Here is a 22237-nt window from a genome sequence, read left to right as displayed (position 1 = left end):
AGCGTATGCAGTGGATCGAGGTGGGTCGAGGTGGATCGAGGTGGATCGGGGCTCAGGCGGCCTCGGGTTGGAGATGGAAGTCGTAGTGCGCGGACCAGTACGGCCGCTCGATCGCGCGGCCGTCGGGCGCCTTGCCGGGCGGGTGGGATTCGAAATCGACGACGAGGCTGGGCCGCACGCCGAACACCGCATCCGAATCGATGTAGGGGCTGCCTGCCACGAAGAGGTGCGTGGTCACCGGCGCGTGCCCCTCGGCCACCACCTTCATGTGGATGTGGCCGGGCCGGTTGGGGTGGCGGCCCATGCCGGCGAGCATGCGGCCCACGGGACCGTCGACCGGCACCGGGTAGTACGAGGGCTTGATCGACCAGAACCAGTAGCGGCCCTCGGCGTCGGTGCGGATGCGCGCACGCGCCGCCATGCCCGCGCCTTCGACCTGCATGTCGTACACGCCCTCGCCGTCGCCCGACCAGATGTCGAGCAGCGCGTTCGCGAGCGGCTGGCCGCGGGTGTCGGTGACGCGGCCGCTGTAGAACGCGGGCTCGCCGCGCACGCCGGGCGCGATGTCGGCGCCGAGAGGCAGGTCGGGCGCGCCGTCCCAGTAGTAGGGGCCCTGCACCGTGGCCTCGGTGGTCTCGGTCGCGTGCAGCGTCTTGCCGGCCTGGCTTGATTGGCCTGTGCGGGCGGCGGCGCGCAGCTGGTCGAGCATCACCACCATCATCGAAGCGCCGAGCGTGTCCGACAGCAGGATGAACTCCTGGCGCTTGTCGTCGCAGGCCTGGCCCACGGCGGTCAAGAACTCGATGCCGGCCATCCATTCGGCGGGCTGCAGATCGACCTCGCGGATGAAGGCGTGCAGGTGGGTGATCAGCGAGCGCATCACTTCCGCGAAGCGCGGATCGGCGGCGCCCTCCAGGCGCTGCAGCGCGGCCTGGGTGAGCTCGTTCTCGTTCGAAGGGGTCATGGGGTTCGTCTCCTTTTTCTCGTGGCGATGGGATGCGTCAGGCGGTGGCTTGCAGGCGCCGCCGTATCGGCCCGACGATGGCGTCGTTGTCCGCGCCCAAGAGCGGCGGCGCGGTGACTTCGAGCGGCCTTTCGCCGTCGAAGCTCACGGGCGAGCGGATGGTCCGCCACTCGCCGCCTTCGGGGTGCGGCGCGCTCACCTCGAGTTGCAGGTGGCGGGCCTGAGGGTCTTCCATCGCCTCACGGGTGTCGTACATCGGGGCGTGGGGCACGTCTTCGGCCTCCAGCCGCGCGCACCAGTCGGCGCGGGTGCGTGCGCGGAACAGGCCGTCGAGCAGGGCGATCATGTCGTTCTGGTGCGCGATGCGGCCCTCGCGCGTCGCGAAGCGCACATCCTGAAAGAGGTCGGGCCGCTCGATCGCGTTGGCCAGGCCCTGCCAGAACTTCTCGGGCGAGGACATGTGCAGCGCGATCCACAGGCCGTCGGCGCACTCGAGCACGTACGACTGCGAGACGCTCGGCCGGCTGAACGGACCCATGATCTCGTTCTCGGAAAAGTAGTGCGTGAAGGCATCGAGGTTGAAGTGGCACATGGCCTCGAGCATCGACACCTCGACCTTGCGGCCCTGGCCGGTGCGCCCGCGTTCCACCAGCGCGCCCATCACGCCATAGGCCGCGTAGAAGCCGGTCATCGCATCGGCCACGGCAGGTCCCACCACGCGCGGATTGGCCGGGTTCACCAGCAGCTTGAGGAAAGCGCTGGCCGCCTGGGCCACCGTGTCGTAGGCGGGGCGGTTGGCGGCCGGGCCGGTCTGGCCGAAGCCGCTGATCGCGCAGTACACCAGCCGCGGGTTGAGCGCGCGCAGCCGCGCCTCGCCCGCGCCCAGCCGCTCGGCCGCGCCAGGGCGGAAGTTCTGGATGTAGACGTCCGATTCCTTCACCAGCTCGTCGAACACCGCAGCGTCCTCGGGCAGCTTGGGGTTGAGCGTGATGCTGCGCTTGTTGCGGTTGTAGGTCTGGAAGTGCGGGCTGTAGAGGCCGCCGCGGAACGAGCGGAACGGATCGCCGCTGCCCGGCTGCTCGAGCTTCACCACCTCGGCGCCCAGGTCGGCCAGGAACATGCCCGCCGCCGGCCCGGTGATGAATGTGCCTTGCTCCAGCACCTTGATGCCGCTGAGGACTTTGTGCACCGCGTTGTCTCCTGTGTGTTCGTGGCTGGGGCGAACTCTATGCAGGCGCGACGATTTTTAACAATGATGGATTTGCATGGATACCATCGATGCCATCGATCGTTCGAGGCACCGGGGATCTCCATGGAATTGCGTCACCTGCGCTACTTCAGCGCGCTGGCCGGCTCGCTCAACTTCACCCGCGCGGCCGAGCGGCTGCATGTGACGCAGTCGACGCTGTCGCACCAGATCAAGCAACTGGAAGAAGAGCTGGGCACGCTGCTCTTCGACCGCGTCGGCAAGCGCGTGGCGCTGACGGAAGCGGGCGAGGCCTTTCTGCACCACGCGACCCGTGCGCTGCAGGAAATCGACCGCGGCCTCGGCGCGCTGCGTGAAGACCCCGAAGCCGCGGCCGGCGAGCTGCGCATCGGCTCCACCCACACCTTCAACCTCGGCTTCATTCCGGACTGCATCGCGGGCTTCCAGCAGCGCTATCCGCGGGTGCGCGTGAGGGTGGACGAGCTCGCGGCCGACCTGATCGCCGAGCGGCTGCAGGAGGGCACGCTCGACCTGGGCATCGCCTACCGGCCGGGCGTGCCCGGCACGCTGCAGTTCGAGCCGCTCTACAACGAGGAGATGGTGCTGGTGGTGGCCGAAAACCATCCGCTCGCGCGCCGCAAGCGCGTGCGCATGGTGGAGCTGCACAGAATGCCGATGGTGCTGCTGCCTGCGAGCTTCGCGACGCGGCAGATGCTCGACGAGTGCTTCCGCTCCTGCGGTGCCGAGCCGCAGGTGGTGGCCGAGATCAACACGCTGGCGCCGATCATGGGGCTCGTCGCGAAGACGCAGCTCGCGGCCATCGTCTCGGCCAATGCGGTGCAACCGAACTCGGGCCTGGCAACAGTGCGGCTGGAGAGCCCGACGCCGGTGCGCACGCCGGGCATGCTGTGGTCGCAGAAGGCGCGCGAGTCGGCGCCCACGCGCGCCTTCGCCGCGATCGTGCGCAAGGTGGCGTTTCGCACGAGCATGCTGGAGCGATCGGACCTCAAACCCGAGCGATGAACGCGGGGCTGGCACCATTTGCAACCGCTCTGGCGCGCATTGCTACCTTCCGCGCGGTCTGTACCAGGCAGGGCCTTCCCAGGTGTCCGACAATCGAAGACGGCTTTTTCATCCTCCCGCGACACAAGAGACATCCCATGAAACTCCCCACCCGCGTCAAGCTCGTCGACGTCGGCCCGCGCGACGGCCTGCAGAACGAAAAGCAACCCGTCTCGGCCGAGGTCAAGATCGGCCTCGTGCACCGCCTGCAGGACGCGGGGCTCAATGAAATCGAGGTCACCAGCTTCGTCTCGCCCAAGTGGGTGCCGCAGATGGCCGACAACGCCGAGGTGATGCACGGCATCCAGCGCAAGCCCGGCGTTCTCTACTCGGTGCTCACGCCCAACATGAAGGGCTTCGAGGCCGCCATCGCCGCGCCGCGCGAGGAGTGGCCCGACGAGATCGTGGTGTTCGGCGCCGCGAGCGAGGCCTTCAGCCAGAAGAACATCAACTGCTCGATCGCCGAGAGCATCGAACGCTTCGCACCGGTGGTGGCAGCGGCGCTCGAGAAGGGCATTCGTGTGCGCGGCGCGATGTCGTGCACGGTCGGTTGCCCCTATGAAGGCGAGATCGCGCCGGCCAAGGTCGGCTATCTCGCGCAGTTGATGAAGGGCATCGGCGTGCAGCGCGTGGATGTGGCCGACACCATCGGCGTGGGCACGCCGCGCAAGGTGCAGGCGGCCATGGAAGCCACGCTGGCGCACTTCGAAGTCGATGCCATTTCCGGCCACTTTCACGACACCTACGGGCAGGCGCTGGTCAACACGCTGGCGGCGCTCGAGATGGGCGTGTGGAACTTCCAGTCGTCCTCGGCGGGCCTGGGCGGCTGCCCGTATGCCAAGGGCGCGACGGGCAATGTCGCGACCGAGGACGTGGTCTACATGCTGCGCGGCATGGGCATCGAGACCGGCATCGATCTCGACAAGCTGATCGACGCGGGCGTCTACATCAGCGAAGCGCTGGGCCGCGAGCCGAACTCGCGCGCGTCGAAGGCCATCCGCACCAAGCGGGCCGGCTGAAAACTCGACAACAACAAGCACAGGAGTTTTCGTGGACCTGCATGTCTGGCTTGCATTTCTGGTGGCCAGTTGCGTCATTGCGGTTTCGCCCGGATCGGGCGCGGTGCTCAGCATGAGCCACGGGCTCAGCTATGGCGTGCGGCGCACCACGGCCACCATCGTCGGCCTGCAGCTGGGGCTGGCCGTGATCCTCTTGGTGGCGGGGCTCGGCGTGGGCGCGGTGCTCACCGCTTCGGCGACCGCGTTCACGGTGATCAAGGTGGTCGGCGCGTGCTACCTGCTGTGGCTGGGCTGGCGCCAGTGGCGCGCGCCGGTCGCGGCCGTGAACGGCGATGCGTCGGACTCCGCCGGCGAGCCCGAACTCACGACACGGCAGCGCGTGCTGCGCGGTTTCCTCACCAACGTGACGAACCCCAAGGGCATCGTCTTCATGGCGGCCGTGCTGCCGCAGTTCATCGAGCCGACGCGGCCGCTGTGGCTGCAACTGCTGGTGCTGCTGGCCACGACGGTGATGGTCGACGTGACCGTGATGCACGGCTACGCCTGGCTGGCGGCGCGGCTGCAGGGCGTGCTGCGTTCGGTGCGTGCGCGCCGCGCGCAGAACCGCGTCTTCGGCGGCGTGCTGATGGCGATGGGCGCATTCCTCTTCATGTTCAAGCGCAGCGCTTGAAATCCGATCCTGTAGATTCGAATCCATGTGCGGCTCTGAACTCCACTCCCTCCCCGAAGGCGTCCAGCGCGTGTCCCGCGTGCTGCAGGACGCCGGCCATCCCCACTCCCCCCGCATGCTCGACGACGCCTGCCGCACCGCGCAGCAGGCGGCCGATGCGCTCGGCATCGCGGTCGGGCAAATCGCCAAGAGCATCATCTTCCGCCGCAAGAGCGACGACGTGGCGGTGCTGGTCATCACCTCGGGCGACAAGCGCGTGGACGAGAAGAAAGTCGATGCGCTCATCGGCAAGACCGGCCGCGCCGATGCCGAGTTCGTGAAGGCGCGCACCGGCTTCACCATCGGCGGCGTGTCGCCGGTGGGGCATGCGACGAAGCCCGTGGTGCTGATCGATCGCGAGCTCTTCCGCTTCGAAGAAATCTGGGCCGCGGCGGGTCATCCGCACGCGGTGTTCCAGCTCCGGCCGCAGGACCTCGAAACCCTCACCGGCGCGCCGGTGGCGGACGTGGTTTGAACTTCGCGGAAGCCGAGACGCTGGCCGCACGCGCGGTCGCCGTGCGCGACCTGCCCGAAGACGTTCCCTCGCCCTGCACCTCGGTCTGCCGCATGGACCGCCTGAGCGGCTTCTGCGAGGGGTGCCTGCGCACCATTCCCGAGATCGCGGGCTGGAGCAAGATGGAAGACGACGCGCGCCGCGGCGTGTGGCGCGCGATAGAGTTGCGGGCCCGGGCCGGCATCTGGCGCGTTCCAGAAATCCCAGAAATCCCAGAAATCCCAGAAATCCCAGAAATCCCAGAAATCCCAGAAATCCCGGAAACCTCTGGAGACATCGACGCATGAAGCACATCGACTTCTATCTCGACTTCATCTCGCCCTACGCGCACCTCGCATTCGAGCACCTGCCGGAGGCGCTCGAAGGGCTGAGCTACAGCGTGGCCTACAAGCCGGTGCTGCTCGGGGCGCTGCTCAAGCAACACGGCCAGCTCGGGCCGGCCGAGATTCCGTCGAAGCGCAGCTGGACCTACCGCCATGTGCTGTGGCTCGGCCATGCGAACGGCATCCAGATCGAGATGCCGGCCTCGCACCCCTACAACCCGCTCGCGCACCTTCGGCTCGCGGTCTCGACGAGCGATGACGGCAGCATCAGCCGCCTGGTGGCCGAGACGATCTTTCGCCACGTGTGGCGCGGCGGCGAAGAAGCCGGCGATGCCGCGCGGCTCGCGGCGCTCACCGCGCAACTGCAACCCCAGCGCGAAGCGGGCAGCGACGAGAGCAAGGCGCTCCTGAAGCGCAACACCGACGAGGCGCTCGCGCTCGGCGTGTTCGGCACGCCCGCCTACGTGGTCGACGGGCGTCTCTTCTGGGGCTTCGACGGCCTCGCGATGCTGCGTTCGTACCTCGCCGGCGATGCGTGGTTCGACGGCCCCGCATGGACCTCGGCCGACCAGCGCCCCTCTTTGCTGCGCAGCAGCAAGGCCTGAAAAGGCGTCCGAGGACAAACCCGAGCAGGGTTGCGATTTCTTACAGGCTGAAACGCGCCCCGCGGGTTTCACCTTAATCCGTAAGCATCGGTTCAGTTTCGCGCAAGTCTCGGGTCAGTCACGCCTCCAAGAATGCCTCACGGCCCCGGATACCGGGTGCCGCATGAACGCAAACACACAGGAGACGACGCAATGGCCGCCACACTAGATTCACGGGGAGTGCCGCATCCGGCCCCCCGGCCCATGTCCTCGGAGGAGAAGAAAGTCATCTTCGCCTCCTCGCTCGGCACCGTGTTCGAGTGGTACGACTTCTATCTCTACGGTTCGCTCGCGGCGATCATCGCCAAGCAGTTCTTCAGCGGCTTGGATGCGGGCGCCGCCTTCATCTTCGCGCTGCTGGCGTTCGCTGCCGGTTTCCTGGTGCGTCCGTTCGGCGCCATCGTGTTCGGCCGCCTGGGCGACATGATCGGGCGCAAGTACACCTTCCTGGTGACGATTTTGATCATGGGCCTGTCGACGTTCATCGTCGGCCTTCTGCCCAGCTACGCGACCATCGGCGTCGCGGCGCCGGTGATCCTGATCGCGCTGCGCATGCTGCAGGGCCTCGCGCTCGGCGGCGAGTACGGCGGTGCCGCCACCTACGTGGCCGAGCACTCGCCGCACGGCAAGCGCGGTGCGTACACCTCGTGGATCCAGACCACGGCAACGCTCGGGCTGTTCCTGAGCCTGCTGGTGATCCTGGGCGTGCGCACCTGGATGGGCGAAGCGGCCTTCAGCGACTGGGGCTGGCGCATTCCGTTCCTGGTGTCGATCCTGCTGCTGGGCATCTCGGTGTGGATTCGCCTCTCGCTGAGCGAGTCGCCGGCCTTCCAGAAGATGAAGGCCGAGGGCAAGACCTCCAAGGCTCCCCTGGCCGAATCGTTCGGCGAGTGGAAGAACCTGAAGATCGTGATCCTGGCGCTGGTCGGCCTCACGGCTGGCCAGGCCGTGGTCTGGTATTCGGGCCAGTTCTATGCACTGTTCTTCCTGACGCAGCAGCTCAAGGTCGATGCGACCACCGCCAACCTGATGATCGCCGCCGCGCTCCTGCTCGGCACGCCGTTCTTCGTGGTCTTCGGCACGCTGTCGGACAAGGTCGGCCGCAAGCCGATCATCATGGCCGGCTGCCTCTTGGCCGTGGTCACCTACTTCCCGGTCTTCAAGATGCTGACCGAAGCCGCCAACCCCGACCTCGCCCGCGCACAGGCCACGGCCGGCGTCACGGTGACGGCCGACCCGGCGACCTGCTCATTCCAAGGCAACCCGGTGGCCCGCGAGATCGACTTCAAGAGCTCGTGCGACATCGCCAAGCGCTACCTCGTGCAGAACTCGGTGAGCTATGAGAACGTGGCCGGCGCGCCCGGCTCTGCCGCCGTCGTGAAGATCGGCGACAAGACCGTCGAGGCGCCCACCGGCGTGGTCGTGAACTCCAAGTTCGACGAGAACACCGCCAAGGCCATCGCCGCCTTCAAGAAGGGCGTGGCCGACGACCTGAAGGTCGCGGGCTACCCGGCCAAGGCCGACCCCGCCAAGATCAACAAGGTGCTGACGATCGTGCTCTTGTTCTGGCTGGTGCTGCTGGTGACGATGGTCTACGGCCCGATCGCCGCGATGCTGGTCGAGATGTTCCCCACGCGCATCCGCTACACCTCGATGAGCCTGCCGTACCACATCGGCAACGGCTGGTTCGGCGGCTTGCTGCCGACCACCGCCTTCGCCATCGTGGCGTCGACCGGCAACATGTACAACGGCCTCTGGTACCCGATCATCATCGCGGGCATCACGCTGGTGATCGGCACGCTCTTCATCCGCGAGACGAAGGACGTGGACATCTACGCGAACGACTGATCGCGCACATCGCAAACGCGAAAGGAGGGCTGCGCAGGCTGCCCTCCGTTCAACAAAGGGGCTTCATGCCATCCAACGGCATGAGGCCCTTTTCTTGAACCCTTTGAACCCTTCTCACCATCCCATCCTCTTCAGGAGACAGCACCCATGTGGAAAATCGCAGTCGGCTTCGTCATCTTTGCCGCCATTGCCCTGTACGTGATTTCGAAGGCCGGCGACAAAATCGACATGTCGGGCGAAAAGCATGGTGGCGACACCACCACGCACGAGCCCGCGCCCGCCGCCGCGCCCAAGTAAGAAGCAAGCCGCGCGGCGGGGCGATCAACGCTTGAAGCGGCCCTCGCTCACGATCGACAGATCGACATAGTCGATGCCCGAGTGGTCCGTCGGCGAGTAGTTCACCTCGACGCCGCCGCCCGCGTCGTACTGGAAGCTGTTGAGCGTGGCGATGAGCTTCGCGCGCGTGGGCTTGGGGCCGGTGCGGCGCAGCGCCTCCACCAGCACCTTGGTGGCGACGAAGCCTTCGAGCAGCGCCGGCGACAACTCGTTCTGCCCCTTGGCTTTAGCGAGTGCCATCGCTTCCTTGATCATCGGATGGCCGAACGAGCGCTCGTAGGGCAGCACCTGCGTGATGATCACGCCCGCGCTCGCCGAGCCCAGCTCCTTGATGAAGCCCGAGGCCGCGTTGTTCGACAGCGTGATGATCTGCGCCGCCGAGCCCGCGGCCCGCAGTGCCTTCACGCCTTCGGTCACCGCGGTGCCCGAGCCGATCCATAGCACGGCCTGCGCATTGGCCTTGGTGATCTGCGGCACGATCGCAGCGTAGTCGGGCTTGCTGCGGTCGGCCAGCGCCACCACCGCCGGCTTCAGGTTCGCCTTCTCGAAACCCTTGTTCGCACCTTCCATCGCGTCCTTGCCGAAGGAGTCGTCGGCCTGGACCACGGCGATGCGCTGGATGCCGGTGGTGTTCAGGTGCTGCACCGCCTTCTCGGCCTCGCGCTGGTAGGTCGAGCGCACGTTGAAGATGTTCTTCTGCAGCGGCTTGTGCAGCACCATCGCACCCGTCGAGGGGCCGACCAGCGCCACGCCGTATTTGTCGAGCAGCGGGATCACGGCGATCGTGTTGGGCGTGCCGCGGTTCAGGAGCAGCGCAACGACCTTCTTGTCCTCGATCAGGATGCGGGTGTTTTCCAGCGAACGCTTGGCATCGAGGCCGTCGTCCAGGCGGATCACCTCGACCTGCTCGCCGTTGATGCCGCCCTGGGCGTTGACCTGGTCGATCACCAGTTGCGAGCCGAGGATCGTCTCCTTCACGCTGGCCGACACCGGGCCCGAGAGGTCGGCCGACTGGCCGATCAGGATCTGGGCCGACACGCCGGGGACCACCGCTGCCAAAAGGAGCGCAGCGGCGCAGGAGGCGAACATCGTCTTCATCGAACAAAGCCTTTCCACGAGGCACCGGCCCCATGTCAGAAGATGTGTAATGTGTTGCTGCAGGTGACATTTGCTTGCTCGTGGAAACCCTGTCAAACCATTGTTTGCAGAGCCCCAAAAGCAACGGCCCGCCGGGGAGCCGGCGGGCCGTAATAGGTAGAAAACAGAGGGAGCTAGAGCGTCAGCGCTTGAACCGCCCGTCGCTGATGATCGCCAGGTCCGCGAAGTCGATGCCGCTGTGGTCCTGCGGCGTGTAGCTCACCTCCAGCCCACCGCCGAGGTCGTAGCTGCGGATGCTTTCCAGCGCGGCCAGCATCTTGGCGCGCGTGGGCTTCGGGCCCGCGCGGCGCAGCGCCTCGACCAGCACCTTGGCCGAGGCAAAGCCTTCGAGCGCGGCGGGCGAAAGCTCCGCCTGCCCTTTGGCCTTGGCCAGCGTGAGCGCCTCCTTCACCATCGGCTGGCCGAGCGAGCGCTCGTTCGGAAAAACCTGCGTCACGATCACGCCCCGGCTCGCATCGCCCAACTGCTTGATGAAGCCCGACGAGGCGTTGTTCGACAGCGTGACCACCTGCGCCGCCGAGCCCGAGGCGCGCAGCGCCTTGATGCCGTCGACCACCGCGACGCCCGAGCCGATCCACAGCACGGCCTGCGCGTTGGCGTCCTTGATGGTCGGCACGATGGCCGCGTAGTCCGGCTTGTCGCGGTCGGCGGGAATGGTCACCGTCGGCGTGGCCTTGCCCTTGGTGAAGCCGGTCATCGCACCTTCGAGCGCGTCCTTGCCGAATGAGTCGGTCACGTACACCACGGCGATGCGCGTGAGGCCGATGGTCAGCAGGTGCTGCACCGCCTTCTCGGCCTCGCGCTGGTAGGTGGCGCGCACGTTGAACACATGCTTTTGCAGCGGCTTGTGCAGCACCATCGCGCCGGTGGAAGGACCGATGAGCGCGACCTCGTTCTTGTCGAGCCACGGAATGATCGCCTGCGAGTGCGGCGTGCCGCGGCTCATGAAGAGCGCGACCACCTTCTTGTCCTCAATGAGCGCGCGGGCGTTGTCGCTGGCGCGCTTCACGTCGAAACCGTCGTCCATGCGGACCACCTCGATCTTCTCGCCGTGGATGCCGCCCTGCGCGTTGGCTGCATCGATCACCAGCTGCGCGCCGCCGATGGTCTCGTTCACGCTCGCGGCGACCGAGCCGGTCATGCCGGCGGTCTGGCCGATGAGGATCTGGGCCGAGGCGCCCATCGCGGTCAGCGCCAGCGCGGCGGCGACGCAAAGCGTGCGCATCTTCGTCATAAAGGAAGCCTTTCGAGGGTGTCTCTCGTTTAAATGCAAACAAACGTGCTATTTGTTTCCGAAAGTGTCTTCCAGATGAATACGGACAAACCCCTGCACGAGCGCAGACCTTGTGACGCAGTGCACGGATGCGTCACGGACCACTCCCTAGAATGTTTGCCCCACCCCCCAAGGCACTCATGACACAGGGCTCCATCCGGATTCGCGGCGCGCGCCAGCACAACCTCCAGAACCTCGACCTCGACATCCGCACAGGCGAGATGACCGTGGTCACCGGGCCCAGCGGCTCGGGCAAATCGAGCCTCGTGTTCGACACCCTCTACGCCGAAGGCCAGCGGCGTTATGTGGAAACCTTCTCCGCCTACGCGCGGCAGTTCCTGGACCGCATGGACAAGCCGGCCGTCGACAAGGTGGAGGGCGTGCCGCCCGCCATCGCCATCGACCAGACCAACCCGGTGCGCTCCTCGCGCTCCACGGTCGGCACGATGACCGAGCTGAACGACCACCTGAAGCTGCTCTACGCCCGCGCGGCCCAGCTTTTCGACCGCGAAACCGCGCTGCCGGTGCGCCACGATTCGCCCGACAGCATCTATGCGCAGATCGCCGAGCGCGCGGCTGCGGCGGGCGATCCGCGATTGGTCATTACCTTTCCGGTCGAGCTGCCGGCCGGCACGTCGGCCGAAGAAGTGACGCAATGGCTCTCGGCCAGCGGATTCACGCGTGTTCAGTCCGAACGCGAGGTGGCGACACCCACCGGTCCGCGCAAGATGCTCGACGTGGTGGCCGACCGCTTCCGCATCTCCAGCGCCGAGCGTTCGCGCGTGGTGGAGGCGATCGAAGTGGCGCTCAAGCGCGGCAGCGGTCGTGTGACCGTGCATGCGACGGGTGCTGAGGAAAACGCCTCGACCGACGTCTGGAAGTTCTCCACCGGCCTGCACTGCCCCGAGAGCGACATCCGCTACACCGACCCGATCCCGTCGATGTTCTCGTTCAACTCGGCCGTCGGCGCCTGCGAGACCTGCCGCGGCTTCGGCCGGGTGATCGGCGTCGACCTCGGCCTCGTGATCCCGAACGACAAGCTCACGCTGCGCGCCGGCGCGATCAAGACCATCCAGACGCCCGCGTGGAAAGAGGCGCAGGACGACCTCATGCGCCACGCCGAGGCGGCAGGCATTCCGCGCGACACGCCCTGGAACAAGCTCACCGACGAGCAGAAGCACTGGGTGATCGAGGGCACGCCCAACTACAAGGAAGGCAACTGGAACAAGCAGTGGTATGGCGTGCGCCGCTTCTTCGGCTACCTGGAGAGCAAAGCCTACAAGATGCACATTCGCGTGCTCTTGTCCAAGTACCGCAGCTACACGCAATGCCCCGTCTGCAGCGGCGCGCGCCTGAAGCTCGACAGCCTGCTCTGGCGCATCGGTAGCAAGGAAGACGCCGACGCGGTGCTGCCGCCCGAAAAGCGCTTCATGCCGACCGGCGTGAAGTGGTCGCGCGCGCAGCTCGAAGCATTGCCCGGCCTTTGCCTGCACGACCTGATGCTGTTGCCCATCGAGCGGCTGCGCAGGTTCTTCGACCGCGTCGAGCACCACGGCAACGGCAGCCCCGCGAGCGAAGGCGAGGCGCAGGCGCTGAAGCTGCTGTTCGAGGAAATCACCACGCGCCTGCGCTACCTGCACGACGTGGGCATCGGCTATCTCACGCTCGACCGCCAGAGCCGCACCTTGAGCGGCGGTGAGGTTCAGCGCATCAACCTCACGACCGCGCTCGGCACCTCGCTGGTCAACACGCTCTTCGTACTCGACGAGCCCAGCATCGGCCTGCATCCGCGCGACATGAACCGCATCACCGAAGCCATGCTGCGCCTGCGGGATGCGGGCAACACGCTGGTGGTGGTCGAGCACGACCCGGCCGTGATGCTCGCGGCCGACCGCGTGATCGACATGGGCCCCGGCCCCGGCATCCGCGGCGGGCAGATCGTGTTCGACGGCACGACGGACCAACTGCGCGACGCCGACACCCTCACCGGCCAGTACCTGGGCGGCCGCAAGAAGATCGGCATGGGCTTCAAGCGCCTCGTGAGCGAGAACACGCACCGGCTCATCCTGGAAGGCGTGCGCGAGCACAACCTGCAGAACGTGACGGTCGAATTTCCGCTCGCGCGGCTGGTGTGTGTCACCGGCGTCAGCGGATCGGGCAAGTCGACGCTGATTCAGGACGTGCTGGCGCCCGCGCTCATGCGCCACTTCGGCAAGGCGACCGAAACGCCGGGCGCGCACGACCGGTTGCTGGGCGCCGATCACCTGGGCGACGTGGTCTTCGTCGACCAGTCGCCCATCGGCAAGACCGCGCGCTCCAACCCCGCGAGCTACGTGGGCGCGTGGGACGCGATCCGCGAGATCTTCGCCACCGCGGCGCTCTCGCGCCAGCGCGGCTACACCGCGAGCAAGTTCAGCTTCAACTCCGGCGACGGGCGCTGCCCGACCTGCGGCGGCTCGGGCTTCGAACACGTCGAGATGCAGTTCCTGTCGGACGTGTACCTGCGCTGCCCCGACTGCGACGGCAAGCGCTACCGGCCTGAAATCCTCGAAGTGAAGATCGAGCGCAAGGGCAAGAGCTACAACGTGGCTGACGTGCTCGACCTCACCGTGGCCGAGGCAGCGGCAGTGTTCGAGGCCGACCGCGACGTGCTGCGCGTGCTGCAGCCGATTTCCGACGTGGGCCTGGACTACGTCAAGCTCGGCCAGCCGGTGCCCACGCTGTCGGGCGGCGAAGCGCAGCGCCTGAAGCTCGCGGGCTTCCTTGCCGAAGCCGCGAAGAGCGCGACCGCTAGCAAGCAATCGGTCGCGCGAAGGGGCACGCTGTTCCTGTTCGACGAGCCGACCACCGGCCTGCACTTCGACGACATCGCGCGCCTGATGCGCGCGCTGCGCAAGTTGCTCGATGCCGGCCATTCGCTGATCGTGATCGAGCACAACCTCGACGTGATTCGCGCGAGCGACTGGTGCATCGACCTCGGCCCCGAAGGCGGCGAGGGCGGCGGCCAGGTGGTGGCCGAGGGCACGCCCGAGCAGTTGCGCGAGAACCGCGCCTCGCTCACCGGCGCGGCGCTGGCCGACTACGAACTGGCGATCGGCCCCGAGGCCTACAAGGTGGCCGAACGCGCCGCCCGTCGCTACATCGCGAACGCGAAGACGGCGCCCGGCAGCAACGCCATCGAAATCGTGAATGCGCGCGAGCACAACCTGAAGAACCTCAGCGTCGATATTCCGCGCGGCAAGTTCAGCGTGGTGACGGGCGTGAGCGGCTCGGGCAAGTCGACGCTGGCCTTCGACATTCTTTTCAACGAAGGGCAGCGCCGCTACCTCGAATCGCTCAACGCGTATGCGCGCAGCATCGTGCAGCCGGCAGGGCGCCCCGAGGTGGATGCGGTCTACGGCATTCCGCCGACCGTGGCCATCGAGCAGCGCCTCTCGCGCGGTGGCCGCAAGAGCACGGTGGGCACGACCACCGAGGTGTGGCACTTCCTGCGCCTGCTGTACGTGAAGCTGGGCATCCAGCACTGCACGCACGACGGTGCGGCTGTGCAGCCGCAGACGCCCGACAGCATCGCCGCGCAGCTCATGCGCAACTTCAAGGGCCAGCACATCGGCCTGCTCGCGCCGCTGGTGAGCAACCGAAAGGGCGTCTACACCGAGCTGGCCGACTGGGCGCGGCCGCGCGGCTTCACGCACCTGCGCGTGGACGGCGACTTCCTGCCGACCACCGGCTTCCCGCGCATCGACCGCTTCAAGGAACACAGCATCGAGCTGCCCGTGGCGAGCCTCGACGTGTTGCCTTCGAAGGAAACCGAATTGCGCGAGGCGCTCACCAAGGCGCTCGAACATGGCAAGGGCGTGGTGCATGTGCTGAGCGATCTCGACGGCCTGAAGGCCGCGATGATGGCCGGCGTGTCGGCGGCCGGCATCGGCCGCGTCAACGTGTTCTCCACACTGCGCGCCTGCCCGGTCTGCAGCACCAGCTACGCCGAACTCGACCCGCGCCTCTTCAGCTACAACAGCAAGCACGGCTGGTGCCCCGACTGCGTGGGCACGGGCGTCAAGCTCAGCAAGGACCAGCGCAAGGTCTTCGACGATTCGATCCGCGACGACGACAACAAGGGCCGCGAACAAACCTTCGCGGAGCCCGAGATCGAGGACCTCGCCGACACCGCCTGCCCGACCTGCGAGGGCACGCGGCTCAATGCCACGGCGCGCGCGGTGAGCTTCGGCGCCGCTCAGGCCGACGGCACGGGCGGCATCGGCATCACCGAGCTCGCGCGCATGAGCGTGACCGAGGTGCGGCAGTGGTTCGAGGGGCTCGCGCTCACCGGCCGAGAAGCCGAGATCGCACGCGACCTCGTGCCCGAGATCAAGAGCCGGCTCGAATTCCTCGAGGAAGTGGGGCTGGGGTATCTCACGCTCGACCGTGGCGCACCCACGCTCTCCGGCGGCGAGGCGCAGCGCATTCGCCTCGCGGCGCAGCTCGGCAGCAACCTGCAGGGCGTGTGCTACGTGCTCGACGAGCCGACCATCGGCCTGCATGCGCGCGACAACCAGATCCTGCTGAACGCGCTGCACAAGCTCGGCGAAAAGGGCAACACGCTGGTGGTGGTGGAGCACGACGAAGACACCATCCGCCGCGCCGACCACATCATCGACATCGGTCCGAGCGCCGGCAAGCGCGGCGGACGGCTCGTGGCCGAAGGCTCGGTGGCCGACATCGAGGCGGCGGGCGATTCGCAGACTGGACGGTACCTGCGCGACGCCATCAGGCATCCGCTGCAGGCGCGGCGCTTGATTCCGTCGCCAGACCCGAAGGCCGAAGACAGCGGCAACTGGCTCACCGTGCACGGCGCCGACCTGCACAACCTGCAGGACGTGACCGCCACGCTGCCGCTGCACCGCCTCGTGGTGGTGACGGGCGTCAGCGGCTCGGGCAAGTCGACGCTCGCGCGCGACGTGCTGCTGGCCAGCGTGCAGGGCATCGTGATCCAGCGCATGACCAAGGCCGGCCGCGACGCCGATGCCGCGGGCAAGCGCGCGGCCTGGTCCGGCTGCAGCAAGGTCGAGGGGTACGAGACCATCGACCGCGTGCTCGAGGTCGATCAGACACCCATCGGCAAGACGCCGCGCAGCTGCCCGGCCACCTACATCGGCTTCTGGGACACCATCCGCAAGCTCTTCGCCGACACGCTCGAAGCCAAGGCGCGCGGCTACGGCCCGGCGCGCTTCAGCTTCAACACCGGTGAAGGCCGCTGCCCAGGCTGCGAAGGCGCGGGCGTGCGCACCATCGAGATGAGCTTCCTGCCCGATGTGAAGGTACCTTGCGAGGTGTGCCACGGTGCGCGCTTCAACCCCGAGACGCTGGCCGTGAGCTGGCGCGGCAAGAGCATCGGCGACGTGCTGAAGATGGAAGTGGACGAGGCGGTCGAGTTCTTCTCGGCTATGCCCAACATCAGCCATCCGCTGCAGTTGCTGAAGGACGTGGGGCTCGGTTACCTCACGCTGGGGCAACCCTCGCCCACGCTCTCGGGCGGCGAGGCGCAGCGGATCAAGCTGGTGACCGAACTGAGCAAGGTGCGCGACGACATCACCCGCCGCGGCCAGAAGGCGCCGCACACGCTGTACGTGCTCGACGAACCGACGGTGGGCCTGCACATGGCCGACGTCGAGAAGCTGATCCACGTGCTGCACCGGCTGGTGAACGGCGGCCACAGCGTGGTGGTGATCGAGCACGACCTCGACCTGATCGCCGAAGCCGACTGGATCATCGACCTCGGGCCGGAGGGCGGAAACGCCGGTGGGCGCATCGTTGCTGCGGCGCCACCGGAAGAGGTCGTGCGTTTGGGTACTCACACCGGCGTGGCATTGGCACCGGTACTGGCGCGGTGATGCAGGCAGGCGCAGAATGACTCGAACCCTTGGCGCAGGCGCATCCTGAATCAGCCATGGTGGAGTCGACATGCGAAGGGATGAAGCGCCGTGCCGGGCTACGCAAGGAGCCATGCCATGACCCGCTTCATCGATGTCCACAGCCTGGTTCGCCTGGTGGATGAAACCGGCGTTCCGCAATTCCTCGAGGCGCTGGCCGACGCGCTGCGCGACGATTTCCTGCGCTGGCGCGAGTTCGACAAGAAGGCGCGCGTCGCGAGCCACTCGCACCTCGGCGTGATCGAACTGATGCCGGTGGCCGACGACGGCGCCTACGCCTTCAAGTACGTCAACGGGCATCCGCACAACACCTCGGTCGGGCTGCCGACCGTCATGGCCTTCGGTGTATTGGCAGAGGTCGACACCGGCTATCCGGTGCTGCTGTCCGAGCTCACGCTCACCACCGCGCTGCGCACGGCGGCCACCTCGGCGATGGCGGCAAAGGCCCTGGCGCGGCCCGATTCGCGCAGCCTCGCGCTGATCGGCAACGGCTCGCAGAGCGAGTTCCAGGCGCTGGCCTTCCACGCGCTGCTGGGCATCGAGGAAGTGCGCGTGTTCGACACCGACCCGCACGCCACCGACAAGCTGGTGCGGCATCTCTCGGCCTGCACGCCGCTGGAGATCGTGCGCGCCCGTTCGGTGGCCGAAGCGGTGCGCGGCGCCGACATCGTCACCACCATCACCGCCTGCCAGGGCCACGCAACGGTGCTTACGCCCGGGATGATCGAGCCCGGCATGCACATCAACGCCGTCGGCGGCGATTCGCCCGGCAAGACCGAGCTGCACCCCGACGTGCTGCGCCGCGCGCGCGTGTTCGTGGAATACGAGGCGCAGACCCGCGTCGAGGGCGAGATACAGCAACTGGCGGCCGATTTCCCGGTGCACGAACTCTGGAAAGTGCTGCTCGGCGAAGTGCCCGGGCGCGAGACAGTCGGGCAGGTCACGGTGTTCGATTCGGTCGGCTTCGCGCTGGAGGACTACACCGCGCTGCGCTACATCCACCAGTTGGCCATCGAGCGCGGCATCGGCCAGAAGATCGCGCTGGTGCCCGAACTCGACGACCCGAAGGACCTGTTCGGGCTCACCGCGTCCGGCAGGCGCCGGGCGGTGCTGCGGCGTGCGGCATGATCGGCCGCATCCGCAACGCCGACCCTGTTTTCTTCTTCTTTTTTCATGCTCACCATCTACAACGACCAGCACGCACTGCACCAGGGCAAAGTCGAAATGTTCCGCGGCGAGCTGGTGCCTTGCTTCGAGGTGCCGGCCCGCGTCGACCATGTGAAGCATGAGCTGGAGCGGCGCGGCCTCGGCCCGCTGCAGGCGCCCGATGCGATCGACGATGCGCTGCTTGCGAAGGTGCATGCGCCGCACTACCTGGACTTCATCGCCGGTGCGTGGGACGAGTGGGTGGCGCTCGATCCGGCGAATGCATCGCGCGACGCGCTCCCGTCGTACTGGCCTACGCGCGGCATGCGCACCGACGTGTTGCCGCAGAGCTTTCCGGCGCGCCTGGGGCTGTTCTCCTTCGATGCGGGCACGCCGCTCACGGCCGGCAGCTGGGCCGCCGCGCGACAGGGCGCGGCGTGCGCGTGGACCGCGACGCAGCGCGTCCTCGCCGGCCAGCGCTCAGCCTTCGCGCTGACGCGGCCTCCGGGCCATCACGCAGGCGTCGATTTCTTCGGCGGCTACTGCTTCGTCAACAACGCCGCCGTGGCTGCGCAGGCGCTGCGCGATGCGGGCGTCGAGCGCGTCGCGGTGCTCGATGTCGACTACCACCACGGCAACGGCACGCAGGCCATCTTCTATGACCGCAGCGACGTGCACTTCGCCAGCCTGCACGGCGATCCGTTCACCGACTACCCGTACTACCTCGGCCACGCCGACGAGCGGGGCGCCGGCAAAGGCGAGGGCTTCAACCACAACCTGCCGCTGCCGCGCGGCACCGACTTCACCGCGTGGCGCGCCGCGCTCAAGACGGCGCTCGACGGCATCGCGAAAGTGAAGGCCGGCGCGCTCGTGGTCTCGCTCGGCGTCGACACCTTCGAGGGCGACCCGATCTCCGGCTTCAAGCTCAAGAGCGACGACTACCTGCGCATGGGAGAAGACCTCGCGCGAGTGGGGTTACCGACGGTGTTCGTGTTCGAAGGCGGTTATGCGGTGGCCGAAGTGGGCGTCAACACGGTGAACGTGCTCGAAGGTTTCGGCCAGACGGCCGGCTGAGGAACGTCGGCGACAGCCATCGGGTGAGCCCCGATTGCCGCATCGGGCAGGGCAAGGCCCAATCCGCGGTTCTTCAAGTTTTCAGGAGCCTCCGCCATGTCCCGCCGTTCCCTTCTCTGTGCCGCCACGCTCGCCGCGTGCGGCCTCGCTTCCCCGCTGGCGGCGCTTGCCCAGGCTTTCCCCGCCAAGCCGATCAAGCTGGTCATCGCCTTCCCCGCGGGCGGCCCGACCGACATCACGATGCGCCAGCTTGCCGACAACGCAAGCAAGATCCTCGGCCAGCCCGTCATCGTCGACAACAAGCCCGGCGCCGGCGGCACACTGCCCGCGCAGGCGCTGCAGACCGCGCAGCCCGACGGCTACACCGTCGCGCAGATTCCGCTGGGCGTGTTCCGCCTCGGCTACACCACCAAGATCAACTGGGACCCGCTCAAGGACATTACCTACGTCCTGAACGTCACAGGCTACGCCTTCGGCATCGTGGTGCCGGCCAACAGCCCGTTCAAGACCTGGGCCGACTTCGTCGCCTACGCCAAGGCCAACCCCGGCAAGCTCACCTATGGCTCCACCGGCAACCTGACGAGCCCGCATCTCACGACGGAAATCATTGCGCAGAAGGCCGGCATCGAACTGCAGCACGTGCCCTACAAGGGCAGCGCCGACCTGATGCTCGCGGTGGTCAGCGGGCAGTTGATGGCTGCTGCCGACAGCACCGGCTTCGCACCGCAAGTCGAGGCCGGCAAGCTGCGCGTGCTGAACACCTGGGGCGAGAAGCGCCTGGCCAAGTTCCCCGATGCGCCGACGCTGAAAGAGCTGGGCTACGACGTGGTGCAGAACTCGCCCTTCGGCATCGGCGCACCCAAGGGCACGTCGCCCGAGGTGGTGAAGAAGCTGCACGACGCGTTCAAGCAGGCGATGGAAGAGCCGAGCTATGTGGCCGCGCTCGGCCGCTACGACATGCTGCCGGACTACATGAGCTCGGCGCAATACACCAAGTTCGCGCAGGACACGGTGGTGAAGGAGAAGGTGGTTATTGAGAAGCTGGGGTTGGGGAAGGGCCAGTGATTCCGAAGATGGCCTGAGTCATCCGCTGGCGGTTGCCGTGCGATCCTGCGCGTGTTGGCGCTTGGAAAGCCTTTAATGAATGCGATTCATATTAAAGATTGCTTTAATATGCTGAGCGACTATTCAAGAAGGCTTTCATTCGATGCGCAGCACCGGCACGTATTCCACTTCCACCACGCTGGGTGAATCGGTCCAGGCATTCGTGCCGCATCCATTGCCGCCGCGCAAGCCGGCGTTGGCTCCGCAGTCCTACACAGAGCTGAACCGCGTTGCAGAACTGGCGCTGGCACGGTTGTCCGGCGTGTCGGGGCTGGTCCCGTCGGTGGACTGGCTGCTCTACAGCGCTGTCCGCAAGGAAGCGCTGCTCACCTCCCAGATCGAAGGCACCCAAGCCACTCTGACCGACCTTTTCGACGAAGAGGCCGGCCTGACCATTCGCAACACGGACGACGTGGAGGAGGTCACCAATTACCTGCGTGCCTTCCGTCTTGTGCAAGACAACCTGCGCGATCGCAATGGGTTGCCGATCAGCGTGCGATTGTTGTCCGATGCTCATGCGCTCCTGCTTGATGGTGTGCGCGGCGCCGGCAAGCAGCCCGGCGCGCTGCGTCGTTCGCAGAACTGGATCGGCGGCACACGACCCGGTAATGCCGTGTTTGTGCCGCCTCCGGCCGAGCATGTCGCCGGTCTGCTGACTGACATGGAGCGATTCATTCACGGCGAACCTTCTCCTGCGGACCTGCCGCCGCTGGTGAAGATTGCCCTCGTGCATGCGCAGTTCGAGACCATTCATCCATTTCTCGATGGAAATGGTCGCATCGGACGTTTGCTGATTGCGGCGTTGCTGGAACACTGGGCCTTGCTCCCCGAGCCGCTGATGTATCTCAGCGGCTACCTCAAGCAGCATCAGGGAGAGTACTACCGGCGCCTGTCGAACATCCGCACGGAGGGCGATTGGGAAAGCTGGGTGAGTTTCTTTCTGGAGGGTGTGGCAACTGCGGCCAACGATGCCGAACGAGGCGTTGTCGCCATCGCGAGCCTGGTGGCGGCAGACCGCCGCCGACTGTTGCAGGATCCCAAATCGGGGCCCGCGAGCTACAGGTTGTTCGAACTCTTGCCGCTGATGCCGCGCTTTACCGTGGAGCGTGTCCGTCAAAAACTGGAGATCAGTTTCCCGACGGCCAATGCCGCCGTGAAGTTGCTGGAAGATCTGGGCATGGTGACGGAGGTGACTGGGCAGAAGAAGAACCGCAGCTTCAGCTACCCGTCGTATATCGCGCTGCTGACGCGCTGACTGTTTTCAGCGTCCTGGCACCGCAATCGCAAACAGCTCCCCCACCAGCCGCTCCGCCAGTTCCGGCTTCACCGGCTCCGCCCCGAACACCAGCCGGAACACGATCGGCGCGATCACGTGATCGATCACTTGCTCCGCCTCGGGCGCCGGCTCGCCGCGGGCTTGCGCCTGCGCGACCAGCGCCAGCGCTTCCTTGCGGCGGTTGCGCAGGCAATCCGTGTCCGCATCGCCGGTGGCCAGCGCGGCCGCGGCTTTCAGCAAGGACTTGCTGCAGGGTTGCGCCAAATGCGTGATGAGTTCCTGCGCCCACGCCGTCAGGTCCTTGCGGAGGTTGCCGGTGTCGGGCAGCGGCCGGTTCGGATCGAGCCGGTGCGTGGCCGTCTCGGCCAGCAACCCTGACAAATCCCCCCAACGCCGATAGATGCTGGAGGCGCTGACCCCTGCGCGTTCGGCCACGGCCGGCACGGTGACGCGCTCGCGCCCCTCTTCGGCCACCAGTTGTTCGAGGGCGGTGCGCACCAGCGCCTGCACCTGGGCGCTGCGGCCGCCGGGACGTTTGTTGGGAAGGACAGCATCGTTCATCGGATGGACTTTAACGCAAAGGTTTTTGCTTTAGTGAATCTACAGGTCTAGAATCACAAAAGCTAAAAAAGTTGCGTTAAGGATTC

General features: G+C 66.7%; 17 protein-coding genes and 1 pseudogene. 13 read left to right on the top strand and 5 right to left on the bottom strand.

Annotation, left to right across the window (positions count from 1 at the left end; genetic code table 11):
* Window positions 1-52 precede the first annotated feature (52 nt).
* Both VARPA_RS26640 and VARPA_RS26635 read right to left on the bottom strand, forming a co-directional pair.
* Window positions 53-964, bottom strand: coding sequence for a dioxygenase (locus VARPA_RS26640; protein WP_013543700.1), 912 nt, complete (start codon window positions 962-964; stop codon window positions 53-55).
* 37 nt (window positions 965-1001) lie between these two features.
* On the bottom strand, window positions 1002-2153 hold the full coding sequence (locus VARPA_RS26635) for a CaiB/BaiF CoA transferase family protein (protein ID WP_013543699.1): 1152 nt from the start codon (window positions 2151-2153) through the stop codon (window positions 1002-1004).
* A 123-nt stretch (window positions 2154-2276) separates the two neighbouring features.
* Here VARPA_RS26635 and VARPA_RS26630 point away from each other — a divergent pair, with 123 nt between their 5' ends.
* From VARPA_RS26630 to VARPA_RS31465, 8 genes and pseudogenes are all read left to right on the top strand, one after another.
* Window positions 2277-3194: a LysR substrate-binding domain-containing protein gene (locus VARPA_RS26630; RefSeq protein WP_013543698.1), complete on the top strand. Its 918-nt coding sequence runs from the start codon at window positions 2277-2279 to the stop codon at window positions 3192-3194.
* 137 nt (window positions 3195-3331) lie between these two features.
* On the top strand, window positions 3332-4252 hold the full coding sequence (locus VARPA_RS26625; protein ID WP_013543697.1) for a hydroxymethylglutaryl-CoA lyase: 921 nt from the start codon (window positions 3332-3334) through the stop codon (window positions 4250-4252).
* A 31-nt stretch (window positions 4253-4283) separates the two neighbouring features.
* Window positions 4284-4922: a homoserine/homoserine lactone efflux protein gene (gene rhtB, locus VARPA_RS26620; protein ID WP_013543696.1), complete on the top strand. Its 639-nt coding sequence runs from the start codon at window positions 4284-4286 to the stop codon at window positions 4920-4922.
* 25 nt (window positions 4923-4947) lie between these two features.
* The gene (locus tag VARPA_RS26615) at window positions 4948-5436 is read left to right on the top strand and encodes a YbaK/EbsC family protein (protein WP_013543695.1); all 489 of its coding nucleotides are present in this window, start codon (window positions 4948-4950) and stop codon (window positions 5434-5436) included.
* Window positions 5433-5672: pseudogene (locus VARPA_RS26610) on the top strand (DUF1289 domain-containing protein); the annotation flags it as partial. The gene VARPA_RS26615 and the pseudogene VARPA_RS26610, both read left to right, overlap by 4 nt.
* Before the next feature lie 86 nt (window positions 5673-5758).
* The gene (locus tag VARPA_RS26605) at window positions 5759-6403 is read left to right on the top strand and encodes a 2-hydroxychromene-2-carboxylate isomerase (protein WP_013543693.1); all 645 of its coding nucleotides are present in this window, start codon (window positions 5759-5761) and stop codon (window positions 6401-6403) included.
* A gap of 192 nt (window positions 6404-6595) precedes the next feature.
* The gene (locus VARPA_RS26600; RefSeq protein ID WP_013543692.1) at window positions 6596-8290 is read left to right on the top strand and encodes an MFS transporter; all 1695 of its coding nucleotides are present in this window, start codon (window positions 6596-6598) and stop codon (window positions 8288-8290) included.
* Between the two features lie 147 nt (window positions 8291-8437).
* Window positions 8438-8587: a hypothetical protein gene (locus VARPA_RS31465; protein ID WP_013543691.1), complete on the top strand. Its 150-nt coding sequence runs from the start codon at window positions 8438-8440 to the stop codon at window positions 8585-8587.
* Between the two features lie 24 nt (window positions 8588-8611).
* Here the strand turns inward: VARPA_RS31465 and VARPA_RS26595 are convergent, their stop codons facing one another.
* Together VARPA_RS26595 and VARPA_RS26590 are read right to left on the bottom strand one after the other, a co-directional pair.
* Window positions 8612-9724 carry an ABC transporter substrate-binding protein gene (locus VARPA_RS26595; protein WP_013543690.1) on the bottom strand — a complete coding sequence of 371 codons (1113 nt, stop codon included), beginning with the start codon at window positions 9722-9724 and terminating at the stop codon, window positions 8612-8614.
* Between the two features lie 181 nt (window positions 9725-9905).
* Window positions 9906-11018 carry an ABC transporter substrate-binding protein gene (locus tag VARPA_RS26590; protein ID WP_013543689.1) on the bottom strand — a complete coding sequence of 371 codons (1113 nt, stop codon included), beginning with the start codon at window positions 11016-11018 and terminating at the stop codon, window positions 9906-9908.
* 179 nt (window positions 11019-11197) lie between these two features.
* On the opposite strand from VARPA_RS26590, the gene uvrA reads away from it, so the two are divergent.
* The 5 genes from uvrA to VARPA_RS26565 all read left to right on the top strand — a co-directional run bounded on the left by uvrA (window position 11198) and on the right by VARPA_RS26565 (window position 21569).
* Entirely contained in the window at window positions 11198-16951 is a 5754-nt protein-coding gene (gene uvrA / locus VARPA_RS26585; protein WP_013543688.1) for an excinuclease ABC subunit UvrA, read from the top strand.
* Between the two features lie 117 nt (window positions 16952-17068).
* Window positions 17069-18118, top strand: a complete 1050-nt coding sequence (locus tag VARPA_RS26580; protein ID WP_013543687.1) for an ornithine cyclodeaminase — start codon at window positions 17069-17071, stop codon at window positions 18116-18118.
* Between the two features lie 45 nt (window positions 18119-18163).
* On the top strand, window positions 18164-19210 hold the full coding sequence (locus tag VARPA_RS26575) for a histone deacetylase family protein (protein ID WP_013543686.1): 1047 nt from the start codon (window positions 18164-18166) through the stop codon (window positions 19208-19210).
* Between the two features lie 96 nt (window positions 19211-19306).
* Window positions 19307-20275, top strand: coding sequence for a Bug family tripartite tricarboxylate transporter substrate binding protein (locus VARPA_RS26570; protein WP_013543685.1), 969 nt, complete (start codon window positions 19307-19309; stop codon window positions 20273-20275).
* A 142-nt stretch (window positions 20276-20417) separates the two neighbouring features.
* Window positions 20418-21569 carry a Fic family protein gene (locus VARPA_RS26565; RefSeq protein WP_013543684.1) on the top strand — a complete coding sequence of 384 codons (1152 nt, stop codon included), beginning with the start codon at window positions 20418-20420 and terminating at the stop codon, window positions 21567-21569.
* Between the two features lie 6 nt (window positions 21570-21575).
* On the opposite strand, the gene VARPA_RS26560 is transcribed toward VARPA_RS26565, so the two are convergent.
* The gene (locus VARPA_RS26560; protein ID WP_013543683.1) at window positions 21576-22151 is read right to left on the bottom strand and encodes a TetR/AcrR family transcriptional regulator; all 576 of its coding nucleotides are present in this window, start codon (window positions 22149-22151) and stop codon (window positions 21576-21578) included.
* Window positions 22152-22237 lie beyond the last annotated feature (86 nt).

It is taken from the genome of Variovorax paradoxus EPS (genome assembly GCF_000184745.1).
Classification (GTDB): domain Bacteria; phylum Pseudomonadota; class Gammaproteobacteria; order Burkholderiales; family Burkholderiaceae_C; genus Variovorax; species Variovorax paradoxus_C.
The sequence above is the reverse complement of the archived record's forward strand: the minus strand, read 5'-3'. Positions and strand labels throughout refer to the sequence as shown.

Excerpts from the sequence above, each read along its gene's own strand:
- VARPA_RS26640 (WP_013543700.1), bottom strand. The coding sequence starts at position 964 with ATGACCCCTTCGAACGAGAACGAGCTCACCCAGGCCGCGCTGCAGCGC.
- VARPA_RS26630 (WP_013543698.1), top strand. The coding sequence starts at position 2,277 with ATGGAATTGCGTCACCTGCGCTACTTCAGCGCGCTGGCCGGCTCGCTC.
- VARPA_RS26625 (WP_013543697.1), top strand. The coding sequence starts at position 3,332 with ATGAAACTCCCCACCCGCGTCAAGCTCGTCGACGTCGGCCCGCGCGAC.
- VARPA_RS26615 (WP_013543695.1), top strand. The coding sequence starts at position 4,948 with ATGTGCGGCTCTGAACTCCACTCCCTCCCCGAAGGCGTCCAGCGCGTG.
- VARPA_RS26605 (WP_013543693.1), top strand. The coding sequence starts at position 5,759 with ATGAAGCACATCGACTTCTATCTCGACTTCATCTCGCCCTACGCGCAC.
- VARPA_RS26600 (WP_013543692.1), top strand. The coding sequence starts at position 6,596 with ATGGCCGCCACACTAGATTCACGGGGAGTGCCGCATCCGGCCCCCCGG.
- VARPA_RS31465 (WP_013543691.1), top strand. The coding sequence starts at position 8,438 with ATGTGGAAAATCGCAGTCGGCTTCGTCATCTTTGCCGCCATTGCCCTG.
- VARPA_RS26595 (WP_013543690.1), bottom strand. The coding sequence starts at position 9,724 with ATGAAGACGATGTTCGCCTCCTGCGCCGCTGCGCTCCTTTTGGCAGCG.
- VARPA_RS26590 (WP_013543689.1), bottom strand. The coding sequence starts at position 11,018 with ATGACGAAGATGCGCACGCTTTGCGTCGCCGCCGCGCTGGCGCTGACC.
- uvrA (WP_013543688.1), top strand. The coding sequence starts at position 11,198 with ATGACACAGGGCTCCATCCGGATTCGCGGCGCGCGCCAGCACAACCTC.
- VARPA_RS26580 (WP_013543687.1), top strand. The coding sequence starts at position 17,069 with ATGACCCGCTTCATCGATGTCCACAGCCTGGTTCGCCTGGTGGATGAA.
- VARPA_RS26575 (WP_013543686.1), top strand. The coding sequence starts at position 18,164 with ATGCTCACCATCTACAACGACCAGCACGCACTGCACCAGGGCAAAGTC.
- VARPA_RS26570 (WP_013543685.1), top strand. The coding sequence starts at position 19,307 with ATGTCCCGCCGTTCCCTTCTCTGTGCCGCCACGCTCGCCGCGTGCGGC.
- VARPA_RS26565 (WP_013543684.1), top strand. The coding sequence starts at position 20,418 with ATGCGCAGCACCGGCACGTATTCCACTTCCACCACGCTGGGTGAATCG.
- VARPA_RS26560 (WP_013543683.1), bottom strand. The coding sequence starts at position 22,151 with ATGAACGATGCTGTCCTTCCCAACAAACGTCCCGGCGGCCGCAGCGCC.